We start from the raw sequence: 15,335 nt of genomic DNA on the forward strand, positions 1-15,335 counted from the left end.
GCACCGCGCAACCGCGCCATTGCTTCCAGGTCAAAACCCGCCGGAAGCCAAGCGCTCACTTCCGACCAATGATCCAAAATCTCAGGACGAATCGTCATCCCAAGCTTGAATCATAACCAGATTCCTCATGTCCAGCCCTAACCTAGCGCATATGAGGGTTAGGGTGAGGGGCTGGCATCGCGTCCGAACCGGACAGCCGGTTCTTGTGCCGACGACCTCCTGCGTATCGATCGGCCTCGACGCAGATCCCCGTTTCGGGGCACAGGGTTCAAATTTAACCTTTCTTAGCAAGTCTCTGTTAGCAATTGAGAATGGGCGGTTTCCTTCAACCGTCGACCTTTTGTTTTGCGTGCAGGTTCTCATGCGTCCATCGGCTGTGCCAGCAATCCTCCTCGCCGCCCTGATCCTGTCGGGATGCGCCGCCAGTTCCGGCGCCGGAGATGTGCTCACCCCAGTGCCGTCGGCGGAAACAACCAATGCAATCACCAAGCCGAGCGGCCCGATACCGGCCGCCGCCGTCGGCGATACCGCCCCGCAGGCAGGCGCGCCGCAAGAGGCGTTGAGCTGGACGGGGCAGGCTCCGGAGCCGCAGGCACTCGTGCCCGCAGACAGGCCGGTCGGCATGCCGATGCCGACGGAACGGCCGGTGGCGATGCTGATGCCCGCCAACCCGGAAGCCGATCCCGATAACAGCACCAAATCGCCGGCACGCTCGCGGATCTACGGCCACCGCTTCCGTGATGCCAAGCCGATCAATTTCGGCAGGACTTCGCCGAGAAAGCTTGCCGTGCACGGCGTCGACGTATCGCGCTGGCAGGGCGAGATCGACTGGGAGACGTTGCGGTCGCAGGGCGCCAACTTCGTCTACATCAAGGCGACGGACGGCGGTGATCACCTCGATCCGATGTTTAAGAAGAACTGGCGCCGGGCCAAGGAAGCCGGCCTGAAACACGGCGCCTATCACTTCTTCTACTGGTGCCGCACCGCCGGCGAACAGGCCGACTGGTTCATCCGCAACGTACCGAGGGAAGCAAACGCCCTTCCGCCGGTGATCGACGTCGAATGGAACGGCGAATCGAGCTGCAAGCGGCGCATTTCCCCCGCCCGCGTCCGGGAAAAGATGCAGGTGTTCATGGACAAGCTGGAGCGCCATTATGGCCAGCGCCCGATCATCTACACGGCGCCGGACTTCTACCGTGACAATTTGAAGGGCCAGATGCTCGACTATCCCTTCTGGCTGCGCTCGGTGGCCGCTCACCCGTCCAAGGTCTACCCCGGCCGCAAGTGGCTCTTCTGGCAATATTCCGGCTCCGGCCTCTCCGACGGCGTCGACGGCAAGATCGACCTCAACGTCTTCAACGGCAACGAAAGCGATTGGCACGACTGGGTGGCGTCGCGGTGACTGAGAGGTTTGGCTCTAGCGTTTGCCGATCGATGGGCTGAACACCATAAGGCTCAGGATCTCGAAAAGGACCTGTGCCGCGGCATGCGCAGTATTGGTCGTTGCGTCATATTGCGGGGCAACCTCGACGACGTCGCCGCCCACCAGGTTTATGCCTTTCAGCCCACGTATCAGCTCGAGGACTTCACGTGTGGTCAATCCTCCGACCTCGGGTGTGCCTGTGCCGGGTGCAAAACTCGGATCGAGGCTGTCTATGTCGAAGGAAAGATAGGTCGGGCCGTCGCCGACGATGGATTTTGCTTTGGCGACCACCGCGGCAATCCCCATACCGCTAATGTCTTCGGCATGGATCACGGTCATTCCCGACGCATAGGAGAATTCCCACAAATATTCCGCCGAACCACGGATGCCAATCTGGATTGTCCTCGTCGGATCGAGTGCGCCGTCCAGCACAGCATTGCGGAACGGCCCGCCGTGATGAAACTTGGTTTGATCGAATGCGCCGCTTGTATCGCAATGGGCATCGATATGGATGAGCCCGACCGGTCGTTGCCGGCCGATGGCCTTCAAGATCGGATGGCTGATGGAGTGATCACCACCGACCGAGAGCGGCGCAACGCCGGCGTCGACGATTTGGCCCATACGCCTTTCAATGTCGTCGTGGCTGAGTTCCAGCCGGTAGCGGCTTTGGAACGGCACGTCGCCTATGTCGGCCACCCGAAGATCAAAAACCGGCGCCGTGGCGAGAACGTGATTGTAGGGGCCGATCCTTTCTATGGCGCGAAGCGCTCTCGGTCCGAAACGGGAGCCCGGGCGGTTGGTGACGCCGAGATCCATGGGTATCCCGGTGATCGCAACCTGCAGATTGCCGAAGTCCGGCTCATCGGCTGCGACCTGCATATAGGGTGCGCTGAGGAAGGTCGGTACGCCGGCATACGGCGCCAGTCTCGTGCCGTTCTTGGAGATGATCTTCTCCGCCACTTTCCGAAACTTCTCGTCGAATATCTCGCCCCCATTGGCGTCCGCGAATTCTGCGCGCAACTGTTCGAGTCGCGTTTTGTCCCATACCATACGCATACGTCTCCGCTTCGGTTCCGCCTCAGCCGACAAAGGGGTTGAGAAGGCAATTGGTATCGTTGTAGCAATCGGTATCAAAGAGAAATCGAAATGATCGCTGCAAAACCCAATTTACTTGTTTCCCGCCTCTCTGCCCCGCCCATTCCTTCCGTCATCGCCTGGAGCCGCGAATATAAAGGGAGCAAGGGGCCGCTCATCGATCTATCGCAAGCCGTGCCCGGCTATCCCGCCCATCCGGAGATGCTTCGCCTGCTTAGCGAGGCGGCCGGACAACAGACGATGACCGGCTACGGTCCGATTGAAGGCGAGCCTATGTTGCGCAAGGCCTATGCGGAACATATCGCCGCGCTTTACGGCGCCGACCTTTCCGCAGGCAATATCCACATCACCGCCGGCTGCAATCAGGCGTTCATGTGCGCGGCGATCGCCCTTGCTGGCGCTGGTGATACGGTGGCTCTCACCAATCCCTTCTATTTCAACCACGACACGACGCTGTCGATGCTGGGGATAGGACGTCGATTGGTTGAGTGCGATCCGGCCAGCGGTTTTCTGCCTGATCCGAGTTCGGCCGAGGCAGCACTTGCGGCCGGCGCCAAGGTGCTGGCAGTCGTCACACCCAACAATCCCACCGGCGCGGTGTATCCGCCGAGCCTGCTTCACGAGCTTTTTGTTCTTTGCCGGAAGTATGGCGCCTGGCTGATCCTTGATGAAACCTATCGCGATTTCCTGGGCGAGGATTACGGCCGGCCGCACTCACTCCTGTCCGAGACGGGTTGGGAGGACACGGTCGTTCTTCTTTACAGTTTTTCGAAATCCTTCTGCATCCCCGGGCATAGGCTGGGTGCCATCACGGCAGGACCCAAGCTCGTCGCCGAGATCGCCAAGGTGATGGACAATATGCAGATCTGCGCACCGCGCTCGGCTCAGATCGCGGTTGCATTGGCTATCCCCGCGCTTGCCGATTGGCGCGCCGGCAACCGGCTGGAAATCGAGCGCCGGGCGGATGCGTTAAAGCTGGTCTTTTCCAGCTTGGATGATTGGCAGATAGGAGCGATCGGCGCCTATTTCGCCTTCGTCCGGCACCCCTTCGCCGACCGATCGTCTTCCGAGGTCGCCGAAAGACTCGCCAGGGAATCGGGCATCGTCTGTTTGCCCGGGGCCTATTTCGGCGAGGGACAAGAGCATTACCTCAGACTTGCCTTTGCCAATGCGGATGTCGCTTCGATAGGGCTATTGTTGGAGCGGCTCCGCTAGAACTTGGCGATCGACCTCAGCCGGAAGTTCACGATAGCCACCGCGCCAATAGATGAGCGGGCCTATACCCTGTCGGACTTGGATGGCGCAGACATGTCCGATCAAAATGGCATGGGAATGATGGTGGAATGCCGTTTCGAGCTTGCAGTCCAGCACGGTAAGGGCGTTTTCGAGAACGGCCGCGCCGGTCCTGAGGCGATACCATCCCGCATTGCCGAAGCGTTCGATACCCTTGCGTCCGTCGAAACCCGCAAAGGATTGCGCCACCTGCTGCTGGTCGGCAGCGAGCACATTCACACAGAAACAGCCGTATCGCTGCAACACCGGCCATGAGGAAGATGCGCGGTTGACACTGACGATGACGGAGGGCACTTCCGCCGAAAATGCAGAGACCGAGGTTGCGGTGAAGCCGGTGCGGTCTTGTCCGTCGCCGACCGTGATTACGCTAACCGCACCGGCCAGATGACGCATCGAAAGCTTGAAGTCTGCTTCGCTGATCAAAGCCTCGGCACTCATCGGGCCGGCGTCTGCGTTTTGGTAAAACGGTTTGCCGGCATTGAAAGACCGAGGTTTTCGCGCAGGGTCCTGCCCTCGTATTCCTCGCGGAACAGGCCGCGGCGGCGAAGCTCGGGCAGGACAAGCCTCACGAAATCGTCGAGGCTGGAGGGCAAGGTCGGAAACATCAGGATAAAGCCATCGGCAGCGCGCGTCTGGAACCATTCCTCCATGAAGTCGGCGATCTGGGCCGGTGTGCCTGTGATGCCATTTCCGGTATGCTTCTCGGCATAGTGCCGGATGAGCTCGCCGACGGTATGGCCGCGGGTGACGAAATCGACCAGTTCGTCGAACAAGGCGCGTGAACCCTTCGGCACCGCCGGCAGCCGATCCATCGGGAAAGGTTCATCGAGAGCGACGTCGCGCAGGTCGGCTTCCAGGAATTCCGAAAGCATCAACCGGCCGACATCGGGATGCATCTTGTCGATCAGATAATCGACCTTCGCCTTTGCCTCGGTTTCCGTTTCACCGACGTTGAGGACGATGCCCGGCATGATCTTCAGGTCGTCGGCATCGCGGCCATAAGCCGGCATCCGACTCTTGACGTTTTCATAGAAGGCCCGGTTCCGCTCGATATTCGACGCCAGGCTGAAGACGATCTCGGCCGTGCGCGCCGCCATATCTATTCCGGGTTCCGAACCACCCGCTTGGGCGATGACGGGGCGGCCCTGGGGCGTTCGCGCAATGTTGAGAGGTCCGCGGACCTGGAAATGCCTGCCTTTGTGATTGAGCGTGTGGTGCTTGGTCTTGTCATAATACACACCGTTTTCACGGTCGAGAAGCAGAGCACCTTCCTCGAAGCTGTCCCAAAGGCCGAAGACGACATCGACGAATTCGTTGCCGCGCTCATAGCGCAGCGCGTGTGGATCAAGTCCCTCGCGATTGAAGTTGTAGCCGGTTTCATCATGGTCGGAGGTGACGACGTTCCAGCAGACGCGCCCTTTGCTCAAATGGTCGATGGAGGCGAACAGGCGGGCGACATTGTATGGCTCGTAATAACTTGTCGACACCGTCGCAACGAGACCGAGATCGTTGGTCGTGACCGCCAGTGCTGACAGCAGCGAGAGGGGTTCGAAGCGATTCATCTTGGTCGGAATGCGGGCGAGTGCATTCGGATCACCGACGGCGGCAGCCGGAGAATCCGCCATGAACATGAAATCGAACTTGGCCGCTTCGGATCGTTTGGCGACATCGAGCAGATGGGCGAAGTCATTGGCGCCGCCGACATCGCTGGCCGGATGGAGCCACGAGGCCGGGTGAAAGCCGAAAGTGTAGACGAAGGTCCCGAGTTTCATCTTGTCAGTTCGCGCCATCGAGCTTTCCCCTTATGCATGCTGCCGATTGAAGGTGGCTGCGCAAATTATCACCAGGCGCAAAATTTCATCAATATCGCGACGCTAAGGTCCGTTTTAGATTTTCTAAAACGTTGGCTTGGGCGCTGACGCCAAAGCTTGCTGACGGGAAATCGCGACGAGCCAATCGCGGAATTCGCGCCCGCGCGGCTTTTGCAATGCTGCGCGGTCCCAGGCGAGAAAGTAGCTTTCGCGCAGCGGGATCCGCATGTCGACGGGAATGACGAGCGTCTGCGCTTCGAGCTCATCGGCAATCATCGACATCTGTGCGAGGACGACGCCGCGCTTGTTGACGGCTGCATCGATCGCGCTGCTCGACAGAGTAAAGGAGAGGCCCGGCGTCGACGCCTCGGAAGAGATACCGGCCATAGCGGCAAACTCCGCCCAGCTTGGGTAAGGCGTGAAATGCCTTTCCCACTCGACATGCAGAAGCGGTTGCTCGAAAAGATCCCGGGCCGCGTGCGCGCGATCCTGCATCAGCGACGGCGAGCAGACAGGCACGACCCAATCGCGAAACAGTTCCGTATAATGGTCGTGCTGCAGGACGTCCGACCCGTAGCTTACGCGGAAATCGACATCGTCGAAACCGATCCTGGGCTCCTTGTCGCGTCCGATAATCCTCACTTGAACGTCGGGGTGAAGGGCCTGCCAGTCGAAGATGCGCCTGCCGATCCATTTGTTGACGACGGAAGAAAGCGCGCTAAGGACCAGCGCCGTCTCGTTGCGTGCCTTTTCCAACAACTGCTGGGCAAGCGCAAATTGCTCAAATCCCTTCGATATCTCCTGATGATAAAGCCGGCCCCAGGCGGTCAGCTCGACGGTTCGCCCGCTCCGCTCCAGCAGCGAAACTCCAAGAAAACTTTCGATCTTGTGGATTTGCTGGCTGATTGCCCCCGGCGAGACCTTGAGCTCCAATGCCGCGGCCGTCACGCCGCCGCAACGCCCCACCGCCTCGAAGGCTTGCAGGCCCTTGAGCGGGATCGTCTTGAAGCGCTCATCGATCACTTGCAGAGCCTCCCATGATTGTCGCCAACTCAATTTGCCATCGGATGAAACGTCCCTGCGAACTGGAACCGGTCGCCTGGATGGGTTATCTCGACATAAGTCACCGTCCGGCCATTCTGCCAGGTCTGGCGGATAAGGCTAAGGCAGGCCTTACCCCTTTCGGTCTGCAGTATCCGCGCCGTCGCCGTATCGGCCGAGACGGCGCGGATGACGTGTTTGGCCTTGGACCAGGGAACCTGCGCGAGCAGCCATTTGCCGGGCGGGATCGAGACGAAGCTCTCCTCGCGCGCCCGTGGCACAGCGTCGAGCATGATGATCCGCCGTTCGATGGCATTCGGTCTGCCGTCCACAATATGCAGGCACTGAAGCCTCAGTATCTCTGCATCGGGCGCTTCCGACAGCTGTTGTGCCTCCGTCTCTCCAAGGCGTTCGATCTTACGGGTGAGAAGCTCGAAGCGGTGTTCGTGCCCGGCCAGTTCCGCTTCTGTGCTGATATCCTGAATATCCATCACCGTGCGGTCGATCTGGGGCGATGCGACAAACGAACCGGTCTTGCGCCTTCTGACGATCATGCCGCGCTCGACCAACGCCGACAGTGCCTTGCTGACGGTCATGCGCGAGCATTGATATTCCGCGACCAGTTCATGCTCTACGGGAATACGGTCGCCGGGCCGCCAATCGCCGCTGATGATCTTCGCCTCGATATCCATGAAAATACGCTGATAAATCGACACCAAGTCCACACCTCGTTCGGCGTCACGATCAAAGTGCCGGAGCGGTCGCGTCACACCGGCGAAGATCGCCGCCACCCGGCACAAATTTTGCGTTCCTCGACTTTTACATTGACACTCTAGGCCAGCCTATATCTATTTGTATAGTCAAAAGCGGAGCATAAAAATCCGCGCGTTGAAATCAAAAATCGGGAACCAAACTCCTCCGCCGGGGGAATGAAACTGGAGAGATGATCATGAAGGCAAATTCACTGCTGAAGGGTCTGGTCGGCGCTGCGTTCCTGTTCGGAGCAGCCGTTTCCGCCCATGCAGCCGACACGCTGGCGGCCGTCAAGGCAGCCGGCACCCTCAAGGTTGGCACCGAAACGGCGTTCGCACCGTTTGACTATATCGATGCCGGTGAACATACGGGCTTGAACGTCGACCTTTTTGCCGAGATCGGCAAGGAACTTGGCGTCAAGATCGAGTGGGTGGCACTTCCCTGGGACGGCGTCTTCCCCGCGCTTGAGGCCGGCAAGTTCGATGTCGTCGCAGGTCCTGCAACGATCACCAAGAAGCGCATGGAGCGCTATCGCTTCACGCCGCCGATCGCAGAAGCGACGATTGCCATCCTCAAGAAGGCCGGCGACACGACGATCAGCAAGCCGGAAGACATTGCCGGCAAGACGATCGGTGTCGGCAAGGCAACTGCCCAGCTCGACCAGCTGAAGGAATTCTCCGACACGCTGCCGACCAAAGTCGATGTGCGCGAATATCCTGCCTTCACTGAGACCTACGCCGATCTCGCAGCCGGCCGTATTGCCGGCGTCGCCAATTCGCTCCCGAACATCGCCTTTGTCGCCAGCCAGCGAAAGGGCACTTTCGAAGTCGTCCTGCCGCCTTTCGGAAAGAAGTCCTATTTCGGCTTTATCGGTCTCAAGGACGCCGATCACGCCCCGCTGATGGACGCGATCGATGCCGCGATGCTCAAGATAAAGGCAGACGGGCGTATGGCGGAGCTGCAAAAGAAGTGGTTCGGTGCGTCTTTCGACACGCCGGACGCTGTCAAGGACCCGGCATTCTGACCACTGCCGGTGAAATGCACGCGCCCCGCCATCGGTCGGGGCGCAATCTGCCGTGGGATCAGAATTCACAGCCGCAGCACGCAGGCACGCACAGCCCATGTCCATCAAACTTTTCGAACTTCTTCTGCAAGCCTCGATCTACACCGTGACGATCAGCGTGGTTTCGATTCTGATCGGCTTTGCGATCGCGATCGTTGTTTCCGCCATGCTCCTTTCGCGGCAACGGTTTTTCGTGTTGCCGGGGCAGATTTTCATCAGCTTCTTTCGCGGCGTGCCGCTCTTGGTGCAGCTGTTGCTGATCTATAACCTTCTGCCGGTGATCGGCATCAACGTGCCGAGTATCGTTGCGGCCATCGTGGGCCTTTCGCTGTGCACAGCTGCCTATCAGGCTGAAAATCTGCGCGGCGGTTTTGCCAGCGTTCCCTCGGGCCTTGTCGAGTCCGCCGAGATGGTCGGCCTCACTCCCATCCAGATCTTCCGCCGGATCAAGGCGCCGATCGCTCTGCGCCTGACCTTTCCGGCGCTCATCAACGAAGCGATCCTTATTCTGAAGGCTTCTTCGCTGGTCTCCGTTGTCGGGATCGTCGAACTGACGCGCATGGCCCAGGATCTTGCCGGTAGCACCTTCCTGCCGCTCGAAATCTTCGCTTCCGCCGGTCTGATCTACCTCGCCATCAATTGGATCGTAGCGCTTGCCGGCGGTCTGATCGAACGCTCCCTGCCGGGAGTACCGCGATGACGTTCGATATCAATGTGATTTTCAGCCATTTGCCGGAGATCGCCAGGGGTGCCTTCGTGACAATCGTCATCTGGATCGTCACCGCTCTTGCCGCTGCCGTTCTGGGTTTCCTTGTCGCTGTCGCACGGCGTTTTGGCGGGGCGATCCTGGACAGGGCGTTCGGCATTGTCATCGCAGTGCTGCGCGGTACCCCCTTCCTCATTCAGATATTTCTCGTCTACTATGGCGGCCCCTTCGTCGGATTGTCACTCGACCCGATCCCGGCAGGCGTCGTCGGCCTGTCCATCTACGGCGCGGCGTATTTCAGCGAGATATTCCGCTCGGGCTTTGCCGCCGTCCCGAAGGGGCATATCGAGGCGGGTCTATGCGTTGGCCTGACACACACGCAGATCGTCAGGCGCATATTGCTGCCTGAGATGACCATGCTGGTGCTGCCGCCTTCGCTCAACATGACGATCATCCTCATGAAGGAGACGGCCGTGTTGTCGATCATCACCGTGCCGGAACTGACGGCGACACTGAGCGCTATCGGATCACAGCAATATGCTTTCGTCGAAGCGCTTTTTGTCCTCGCCCTCTTCTACTGGGCGCTGGTCGAAATCACCGGCTGGCTCGGTCGTCTCGCCGAAACAAAACTCACCAGATTCAGGTTTTTCAACATATGAGCGTTCCCGCGATCGCAGTCAAAAATCTAGTCAAGACGTTTGGCGATTCCACCGTGCTGAACGGTATCGATCTTGATATTGCCCAGGGACAGGTTTCCTGCGTGATCGGTCCATCGGGATCCGGCAAGAGCACGCTGCTGCGCTGCATGGCGTTTCTGGAAGAATCGACAAAGGGTACCATTGCCGTCAATGGCGAGGTGCTCGGCTTTGCGGAAAATGCAAAGGGCGCAAGGGAGCGACTGCCGGCCGCCACAAATCGGCGGATCCGTGCGCAGATCGGGATGGTTTTTCAGCAGTTCAATCTCTGGCCGCACATGACGGCGCTCGGCAATGTCAGCGAAGCGCTGAAGACGGTTCACAAGATGAACCGCAAGGACGCAGAGGAGCGGGCAATGGCCCAGCTCACCAAGGTCGGTCTCGAGGGTCGGGCAAACCACTATCCGTCGCAGCTCTCGGGAGGACAGCAGCAGCGTGTTGCTATCGCGCGGGCCCTGGCTCTCAACCCGAAGATCATGCTCTTTGACGAACCAACCTCATCACTTGATCCCGAGTTGACCGGCGAAGTACTGAACGTCATGCGCGATCTCGCCGCCGAAGGCATGACGATGGTCGTCGTGTCCCACGAGATCGGGTTTGCCGCAACGGTCGGCCAGCAGATCATCTTTCTCGATCACGGCAAGGTGCTGTTCACCGGTCCACCGCAAGAGGTTTTCAAGCGACCGAGAAACCCCCGCCTCGAGCAGTTTCTTGATACCTATATCGATCGCGGAGCCTCGATGTTGCTGTGATGCTCGTCCTTGCTCGATCCTTCTGAGCGTTTTGGTTCTGTACTTTTATGCATGTGGATAGGCCCGATACGGCTGCGCGCCGTACCATTCCGAAGCAAATCTGACGGCATGGTTGCGCACCCACAGGTCTTTGCTAACGCAACGCCTTCAGCATTCCCTAAATCCTTGCGAGTAAAAGACGACTATCCAGTTCTGGGGAAACGGCTGATGAGCATATCGGGTATTGCGGGCACGGCCCTTTCGGGAATGCGGGCACAGACCACACGGATCGGCGCGATCGCCGGCAACGTCGCAAACAGCAGCACGCCTGGTTACAACAGGCTGAACACCAGCCTCAGCTCCGTGGCATCAGGCGGCGTCGAGGCAATCGTCAGCCCGACAGCGTCGGAAGTCGATCCGGCCACCGAACTCACCGACCTGATCGAAGCCGAGCAGAGCTACAAGGCGAACGCCGTGGTCTTCGAGACCGGCGCCGACATGTGGGAAATGCTGATGAGCATCAAGCGCGACTGACACAGTGCCGGAACGGTCAACTGCGCTTGCTCTTTATAGCCTTGTTATAACCCCGTCTCAAATCGGCCTATGCCGATCCGGGCCATTGACGCGGATCGATCCTATGCCGGAATCTCAGGATTTCCTGTCCATCTCAGAAAGAGCCGAACTTGATGCGGCACCGTTGGTGCTGCTGCATGGCAGCGGCATGCATGAGCGCAATCTCATTCCACTTGCCGACAGGGTCGCGCCGGATCGTCCTTTTCTGACGCTCAGAGGCGCGCTCGAATGGGAGGAAGGCTTTGCTTTCTTTCGCCGAAACCCCGACCGGACGCTTGATTATGCCGACCTCTTCGACGAGACCCATCACCTCGGCGATTTTCTGGTGAAGGCCTTGGAAACCGGGTTGTTGAAACGGCCGCCCGTGCTGCTCGGCTTTTCGAACGGCGCGATCATCGCTGCCTCAGTTCTGCTGCATCGCCCGGAAACCGTAGCCGGGGCCATCCTGCTCAGGCCGCTGTCACCCGCGCCAGCCGCCGATTTTCCCGATCTCAGGAACCATCGCGTCCTTATTCTGGCAGGCGAACGCGACGAGCGGCGTGCGCCTGAAGATGTTGTCTTGGTCAGGGATCAGATCGAAAGAAGCGGTGCCGGCGTCACGACGAGACTGTTCTCGACGGGCCATGATCTCGATGAGAACGAGCCGGATTTCATCCGCGATTGGCTGGCGAAGAATTTCCCACCAGCCTGAACGGCTGTCAAGAATGCGCCGGCTCGTTTTGGCGCTGCGCGGCAAGGGCGGCGAGGTCGGCGGGTTTCAATTCGACGGATTCGCCGCAGCCGCAGGCCGATGTCTGGTTCGGGTTGGTGAAGGTGAAACCGGAGCGCAGCGTCGTTTGCTCGAAGCCCATTTCGGTGCCGAGAAGATAGAGCACGGCTGACGGCTCGATCCAGACCTTGGCGCCGTCGCGTTCGATCAGATCGTCCTTGGCATTGGGTTCGGTCACCAGGTCGATGGTATATTCCATCCCGGCACAGCCGCCCTTCTTGATGCCGACGCGAACACCCTTGGCCTCCGGCCCGGAGTTTTCGACAATCGCCTTGATGCGGGCCGCAGCCCCGTCCGTCATGCTCATAATTGCAAAGCCCATCGGCTTCATCTCCTTCCACAACCGGGGTCAAGATCCGGTGCTTCGTGAATCAAATGTAGTCGCCCGAGGTAAACGGATCAATAGCACGGTACTGCGCCAGCACCATCGGCGGCTCAGTACCAGCCGACGGCGACCTGGGCCTCTTCCGACATGCGGTCCGGCGTCCACGGCGGATCGAAGGTCATTGCGACCTCTACGCCCGACACGCCTTCGACGGCGCCCACGGCATTTTCGACCCAGCCCGGCATCTCGCCGGCAACCGGGCAGCCGGGCGCGGTCAAGGTCATCATGATCTTCACCATCCGGTCGTCCTCGATGTCGATCTTGTAGATCAGCCCGAGTTCGAAGATGTCGGCCGGAATTTCCGGATCGTAGACGGTCTTCAACGCGCTGATGACGTCGTCGCTGAGCCGCGCCAGTTCATCCGCCGGAATGCTGGAATGCACGATGCCTTCGCGCACGTCGATCTTCTGTTCGCTTTCGTCCAGGCTCATCACGGACACTCCTCAAGCAAAGAACTTGTGCGCATATTCAAGCGCATCGGCCAGGGCATCGACCTCGGCGCGGGTATTATACATGCCGAAGGATGCACGGCATGTGGAGGTGACGCCGAAACGTTTCAAGAGCGGCATGGCACAATGCGTGCCCGCCCGCACCGCAATGCCCTGCCGGTCGATCACCATAGAGACGTCATGGGCATGGATGCCGGCAAGCTCGAAGGAAAAGATGCTGCCCTTGTCGGGCGCCGTCCCGAACACTCGCAGCGAATTGACCGACTTCAGCCGCTCGACCGCGTAAGCGGCAAGATCGGCCTCATGGCGGGCGATCGCCTCACGGCCGACCTTCTCCATATAGTCGAGCGCGTAACCGAGCCCGATCGCCTGCACGATCGGCGGCGTGCCGGCCTCGAAGCGATGCGGCGGATCATTATAGGTAACAGCGTCCTCGGCGACTTCGAAGATCATCTCTCCGCCGCCCTGGAAGGGGCGCATTTGGGAAAGCCGGTCCTTCTTGCCGTAGAGTACGCCGATGCCCGACGGGCCGTAGAGCTTGTGGCCGGTCATCACATACCAGTCGCAATCGATATCCTGCACATCGACGGGCAGGTGCACAGCGCCCTGGCTACCGTCGATCAGCACCGGAATGCCGCGCTCATGCGCGATGCGGCAGACTTCCTTGACCGGAACGATCGTACCGAGTGCATTCGACATATGGGTGATGGCGACGAGCTTGGTGCGCTCCGTCAAGCTCTTCTCGAAATCCTCGATGTGGAAGGCGCCCTCGTCGTCGACGGGCACCCAGACCAGCTTGGCGCCCTGCCGCTCGCGAATGAAATGCCAGGGCACGATGTTGGAATGGTGCTCCATGATCGTCAGGACGATCTCGTCGCCCTCGCCGATTTTGGGCATGCCCCAGCCATAGGCGACGGTGTTGATCGCCTCAGTCGAATTCTTGGTAAAGACGATGTCATTGACATCAGGCGCATTGAGGAAGCGGCGGACCTTCTCGCGCGATGCCTCATAGGCATCCGTCGCCGCATTGGAGAGATAGTGCAGGCCGCGATGCACATTGGCATATTCATGGGCGTAGGCGTGCGAGATGGCGTCGATCACCACCTGCGGCTTCTGCGCCGAAGCGCCGTTGTCGAGATAGACCAGCGGCTTGCCGTGCACCTTCTCCGCCAGGATCGGGAAATCCCGGCGGATGGCTTCGACATCGTATGGCGTGGCCGGCACGATCTTGTCCATTGATATATCCGATCAGGCGTGCTTTTCGAGCCAGGCCGAGATCACGCCTTCCAGCGCCTCGACGAGGGCCTCGTCTTCCAGTTCCTCGACGATCTCGGCGACGAAGGCGTTGACCAGCATCGCCCGTGCCTTGTTCTCCGGAATGCCGCGCGCCATCATGTAATAGAGATGATTGGCGTCGATATCGGTCACCGTGGCGCCATGGCCGCACTGGACGTCGTCGGCGAAGATCTCGAGCTCGGGCTTGACCGAGAATTCAGCATCGTCGGACATCAGAAGTGTATTGCAGGCCATTTTGGCATCGGTCTTCTGCGCATCGGGCGCCACCCGGATCATGCCCTGGAAGACGCCCTTGGCGCGGTCGAACACGACGTTGCGGATCACCTCGGTCGAGCCGGTATGCGGCACGTCGTGGCCGAGCACCATCGTCACGTCGGTATGGCTGTCGCCGCCGAGCAGGTTGATGCCGCGCAGGGTCAGATCAGCGCCCTCGCCCGTCACCTTGATATGCAGCTCCTGGCGCACCAGTCTGCCGCCGGCGTTGATGACGAAAAGCCGGAGCTTCGCATTGGCGCCGAGATCGATGCGGATCTGGCCGAGATGCGTATCGTCGCCACCCTGCTGCTGTAGGATGATCCAGGTCAGCTCGGCGCCTTCGCCGACGGTGATGTCACTGACGTGGGACACCAGCGCCGCATCGCCGGTCACCGCAAGGTGACGTTCGATGACGGTCGCCTTGACGCCGGCGCCGAAGGCAACGGGAAGGCGCGTATGGGCCTGCCCGCCGGCATGGACGAACTGGATCTCAAGCGGACCGTCAAGCTCGGTATCGGCAGGCACGTCGACGACATAACCGTCGCGCACGAAGCTGCCATTGATGCGGCCGACCGCGTCGTCGCTGCCGAGCGCATCGAGCCCCTCCGCAGCGGAGCCGTCGAGCAGGCGTTCGGAATAGGCCGAAACGCCGAGATCGCCGGCTGCTGCCTTCTGGTTGGAATGGCCCTGGATGACCGCCAGCACCTCGGAATCGGCAACGAGCGGCTCCAAAGCCTCAGAGCCGGCGTCACCCGCCTGCGGCGGGACAGTGCGCAGAAGATTCTTGAGGTCGGTATAGTGCCAGGCTTCGATGCGGCGCGTCGGCAGGCCGGCCTGCTTCAGGTCGTCGAGAAGCCGGTCGCGCAGTGCCGTCACCGCGCCATTGCCCGGCAGGTCGCCGATCTGCTGGTTGAAGGCCTCGATCAGCGCCGCTTCGGCCGCGGTCAGGCGGCTCGTCGTCTGCATGTTCATGGACGTCGTCCTTTCCGCCCGAAAC

Annotated in this window: 17 protein-coding genes; 8 read left to right on the top strand and 9 right to left on the bottom strand. The window is 60.1% G+C overall.

Translation table 11 applies throughout. From position 1 onward, the window contains the following. The first annotated feature begins 361 nt into the window (after positions 1-361). The gene (locus RLEG4DRAFT_RS20215; protein ID WP_003579469.1) at positions 362-1,402 is read left to right on the top strand and encodes a glycoside hydrolase family 25 protein; all 1,041 of its coding nucleotides are present in this window, start codon (positions 362-364) and stop codon (positions 1,400-1,402) included. 15 nt (positions 1,403-1,417) lie between these two features. Here RLEG4DRAFT_RS20215 and speB read toward each other — a convergent pair whose 3' ends face one another. Beyond that, a complete protein-coding gene (gene speB, locus RLEG4DRAFT_RS20220; protein ID WP_003579471.1) occupies positions 1,418-2,473 on the bottom strand; it encodes an agmatinase in 1,056 nt (351 codons plus the stop codon). A gap of 96 nt (positions 2,474-2,569) precedes the next feature. Here speB and RLEG4DRAFT_RS20225 point away from each other — a divergent pair, with 96 nt between their 5' ends. Beyond that, positions 2,570-3,733 carry an aminotransferase gene (locus tag RLEG4DRAFT_RS20225; RefSeq protein WP_003579473.1) on the top strand — a complete coding sequence of 388 codons (1,164 nt, stop codon included), beginning with the start codon at positions 2,570-2,572 and terminating at the stop codon, positions 3,731-3,733. On the opposite strand, the gene RLEG4DRAFT_RS20230 is transcribed toward RLEG4DRAFT_RS20225, so the two are convergent. From RLEG4DRAFT_RS20230 to hutC, 4 genes are all read right to left on the bottom strand, one after another. Beyond that, positions 3,710-4,249, bottom strand: coding sequence for a flavin reductase family protein (locus tag RLEG4DRAFT_RS20230; protein ID WP_003579475.1), 540 nt, complete (start codon positions 4,247-4,249; stop codon positions 3,710-3,712). The two genes, RLEG4DRAFT_RS20225 and RLEG4DRAFT_RS20230, sit on opposite strands and share 24 nt — an antisense overlap. Next, on the bottom strand, positions 4,246-5,601 hold the full coding sequence (locus RLEG4DRAFT_RS20235; RefSeq protein WP_003579477.1) for an LLM class flavin-dependent oxidoreductase: 1,356 nt from the start codon (positions 5,599-5,601) through the stop codon (positions 4,246-4,248). The genes RLEG4DRAFT_RS20230 and RLEG4DRAFT_RS20235 overlap by 4 nt, the downstream gene beginning before the upstream one ends. 105 nt (positions 5,602-5,706) lie before the next feature. Further along, positions 5,707-6,645: a LysR substrate-binding domain-containing protein gene (locus RLEG4DRAFT_RS20240; protein WP_003579478.1), complete on the bottom strand. Its 939-nt coding sequence runs from the start codon at positions 6,643-6,645 to the stop codon at positions 5,707-5,709. A gap of 29 nt (positions 6,646-6,674) precedes the next feature. Further along, on the bottom strand, positions 6,675-7,382 hold the full coding sequence (gene hutC, locus RLEG4DRAFT_RS20245) for a histidine utilization repressor (protein WP_037094690.1): 708 nt from the start codon (positions 7,380-7,382) through the stop codon (positions 6,675-6,677). 230 nt (positions 7,383-7,612) lie between these two features. On the opposite strand from hutC, the gene RLEG4DRAFT_RS20250 reads away from it, so the two are divergent. The 6 genes from RLEG4DRAFT_RS20250 (at position 7,613) to RLEG4DRAFT_RS20275 (ending at position 11,875) form a co-directional block, all read left to right on the top strand. Then, a complete protein-coding gene (locus RLEG4DRAFT_RS20250; RefSeq protein WP_003579481.1) occupies positions 7,613-8,440 on the top strand; it encodes a transporter substrate-binding domain-containing protein in 828 nt (275 codons plus the stop codon). Positions 8,441-8,537: 97 nt separating this feature from the next. Continuing rightward, the gene (locus RLEG4DRAFT_RS20255) at positions 8,538-9,179 is read left to right on the top strand and encodes an amino acid ABC transporter permease (RefSeq protein WP_003579483.1); all 642 of its coding nucleotides are present in this window, start codon (positions 8,538-8,540) and stop codon (positions 9,177-9,179) included. Then, on the top strand, positions 9,176-9,844 hold the full coding sequence (locus RLEG4DRAFT_RS20260; RefSeq protein WP_003579485.1) for an amino acid ABC transporter permease: 669 nt from the start codon (positions 9,176-9,178) through the stop codon (positions 9,842-9,844). The genes RLEG4DRAFT_RS20255 and RLEG4DRAFT_RS20260 overlap by 4 nt, the downstream gene beginning before the upstream one ends. Further along, positions 9,841-10,632, top strand: a complete 792-nt coding sequence (locus RLEG4DRAFT_RS20265) for an amino acid ABC transporter ATP-binding protein (protein WP_003579486.1) — start codon at positions 9,841-9,843, stop codon at positions 10,630-10,632. The genes RLEG4DRAFT_RS20260 and RLEG4DRAFT_RS20265 overlap by 4 nt, the downstream gene beginning before the upstream one ends. A 207-nt stretch (positions 10,633-10,839) precedes the next feature. After that, positions 10,840-11,145, top strand: a complete 306-nt coding sequence (locus tag RLEG4DRAFT_RS20270) for a flagellar basal body rod C-terminal domain-containing protein (protein ID WP_003579489.1) — start codon at positions 10,840-10,842, stop codon at positions 11,143-11,145. Between the two features lie 103 nt (positions 11,146-11,248). Continuing rightward, entirely contained in the window at positions 11,249-11,875 is a 627-nt protein-coding gene (locus RLEG4DRAFT_RS20275) for an alpha/beta hydrolase (protein WP_003579491.1), read from the top strand. Between the two features lie 7 nt (positions 11,876-11,882). Here the strand turns inward: RLEG4DRAFT_RS20275 and sufA are convergent, their stop codons facing one another. From sufA to sufD, 4 genes are all read right to left on the bottom strand, one after another. Next, the gene (gene sufA, locus RLEG4DRAFT_RS20280) at positions 11,883-12,275 is read right to left on the bottom strand and encodes a Fe-S cluster assembly scaffold SufA (protein ID WP_003579492.1); all 393 of its coding nucleotides are present in this window, start codon (positions 12,273-12,275) and stop codon (positions 11,883-11,885) included. A gap of 113 nt (positions 12,276-12,388) precedes the next feature. Beyond that, a complete protein-coding gene (locus RLEG4DRAFT_RS20285; RefSeq protein ID WP_003559708.1) occupies positions 12,389-12,769 on the bottom strand; it encodes an SUF system Fe-S cluster assembly protein in 381 nt (126 codons plus the stop codon). 12 nt (positions 12,770-12,781) lie between these two features. Further along, positions 12,782-14,023, bottom strand: a complete 1,242-nt coding sequence (locus RLEG4DRAFT_RS20290; RefSeq protein ID WP_003579495.1) for a cysteine desulfurase — start codon at positions 14,021-14,023, stop codon at positions 12,782-12,784. 12 nt (positions 14,024-14,035) lie between these two features. Next, positions 14,036-15,310, bottom strand: coding sequence for a Fe-S cluster assembly protein SufD (gene sufD, locus RLEG4DRAFT_RS20295; protein WP_003579496.1), 1,275 nt, complete (start codon positions 15,308-15,310; stop codon positions 14,036-14,038). Positions 15,311-15,335 lie beyond the last annotated feature (25 nt).

This window comes from Rhizobium leguminosarum bv. trifolii WSM2297, from assembly GCF_000271845.1.

What these genes read in the sequence shown, in the direction of transcription:
- RLEG4DRAFT_RS20215 (WP_003579469.1), top strand. Translation starts at nt 362, where the DNA reads ATGCGTCCATCGGCTGTGCCAGCAATCCTCCTCGCCGCCCTGATCCTG.
- speB (WP_003579471.1), bottom strand. Translation starts at nt 2,473, where the DNA reads ATGGTATGGGACAAAACGCGACTCGAACAGTTGCGCGCAGAATTCGCG.
- RLEG4DRAFT_RS20225 (WP_003579473.1), top strand. Translation starts at nt 2,570, where the DNA reads ATGATCGCTGCAAAACCCAATTTACTTGTTTCCCGCCTCTCTGCCCCG.
- RLEG4DRAFT_RS20230 (WP_003579475.1), bottom strand. Translation starts at nt 4,249, where the DNA reads ATGAGTGCCGAGGCTTTGATCAGCGAAGCAGACTTCAAGCTTTCGATG.
- RLEG4DRAFT_RS20235 (WP_003579477.1), bottom strand. Translation starts at nt 5,601, where the DNA reads ATGGCGCGAACTGACAAGATGAAACTCGGGACCTTCGTCTACACTTTC.
- RLEG4DRAFT_RS20250 (WP_003579481.1), top strand. Translation starts at nt 7,613, where the DNA reads ATGAAGGCAAATTCACTGCTGAAGGGTCTGGTCGGCGCTGCGTTCCTG.
- RLEG4DRAFT_RS20255 (WP_003579483.1), top strand. Translation starts at nt 8,538, where the DNA reads ATGTCCATCAAACTTTTCGAACTTCTTCTGCAAGCCTCGATCTACACC.
- RLEG4DRAFT_RS20260 (WP_003579485.1), top strand. Translation starts at nt 9,176, where the DNA reads ATGACGTTCGATATCAATGTGATTTTCAGCCATTTGCCGGAGATCGCC.
- RLEG4DRAFT_RS20265 (WP_003579486.1), top strand. Translation starts at nt 9,841, where the DNA reads ATGAGCGTTCCCGCGATCGCAGTCAAAAATCTAGTCAAGACGTTTGGC.
- RLEG4DRAFT_RS20270 (WP_003579489.1), top strand. Translation starts at nt 10,840, where the DNA reads ATGAGCATATCGGGTATTGCGGGCACGGCCCTTTCGGGAATGCGGGCA.
- RLEG4DRAFT_RS20275 (WP_003579491.1), top strand. Translation starts at nt 11,249, where the DNA reads ATGCCGGAATCTCAGGATTTCCTGTCCATCTCAGAAAGAGCCGAACTT.
- sufA (WP_003579492.1), bottom strand. Translation starts at nt 12,275, where the DNA reads ATGGGCTTTGCAATTATGAGCATGACGGACGGGGCTGCGGCCCGCATC.
- RLEG4DRAFT_RS20285 (WP_003559708.1), bottom strand. Translation starts at nt 12,769, where the DNA reads ATGAGCCTGGACGAAAGCGAACAGAAGATCGACGTGCGCGAAGGCATC.
- RLEG4DRAFT_RS20290 (WP_003579495.1), bottom strand. Translation starts at nt 14,023, where the DNA reads ATGGACAAGATCGTGCCGGCCACGCCATACGATGTCGAAGCCATCCGC.
- sufD (WP_003579496.1), bottom strand. Translation starts at nt 15,310, where the DNA reads ATGAACATGCAGACGACGAGCCGCCTGACCGCGGCCGAAGCGGCGCTG.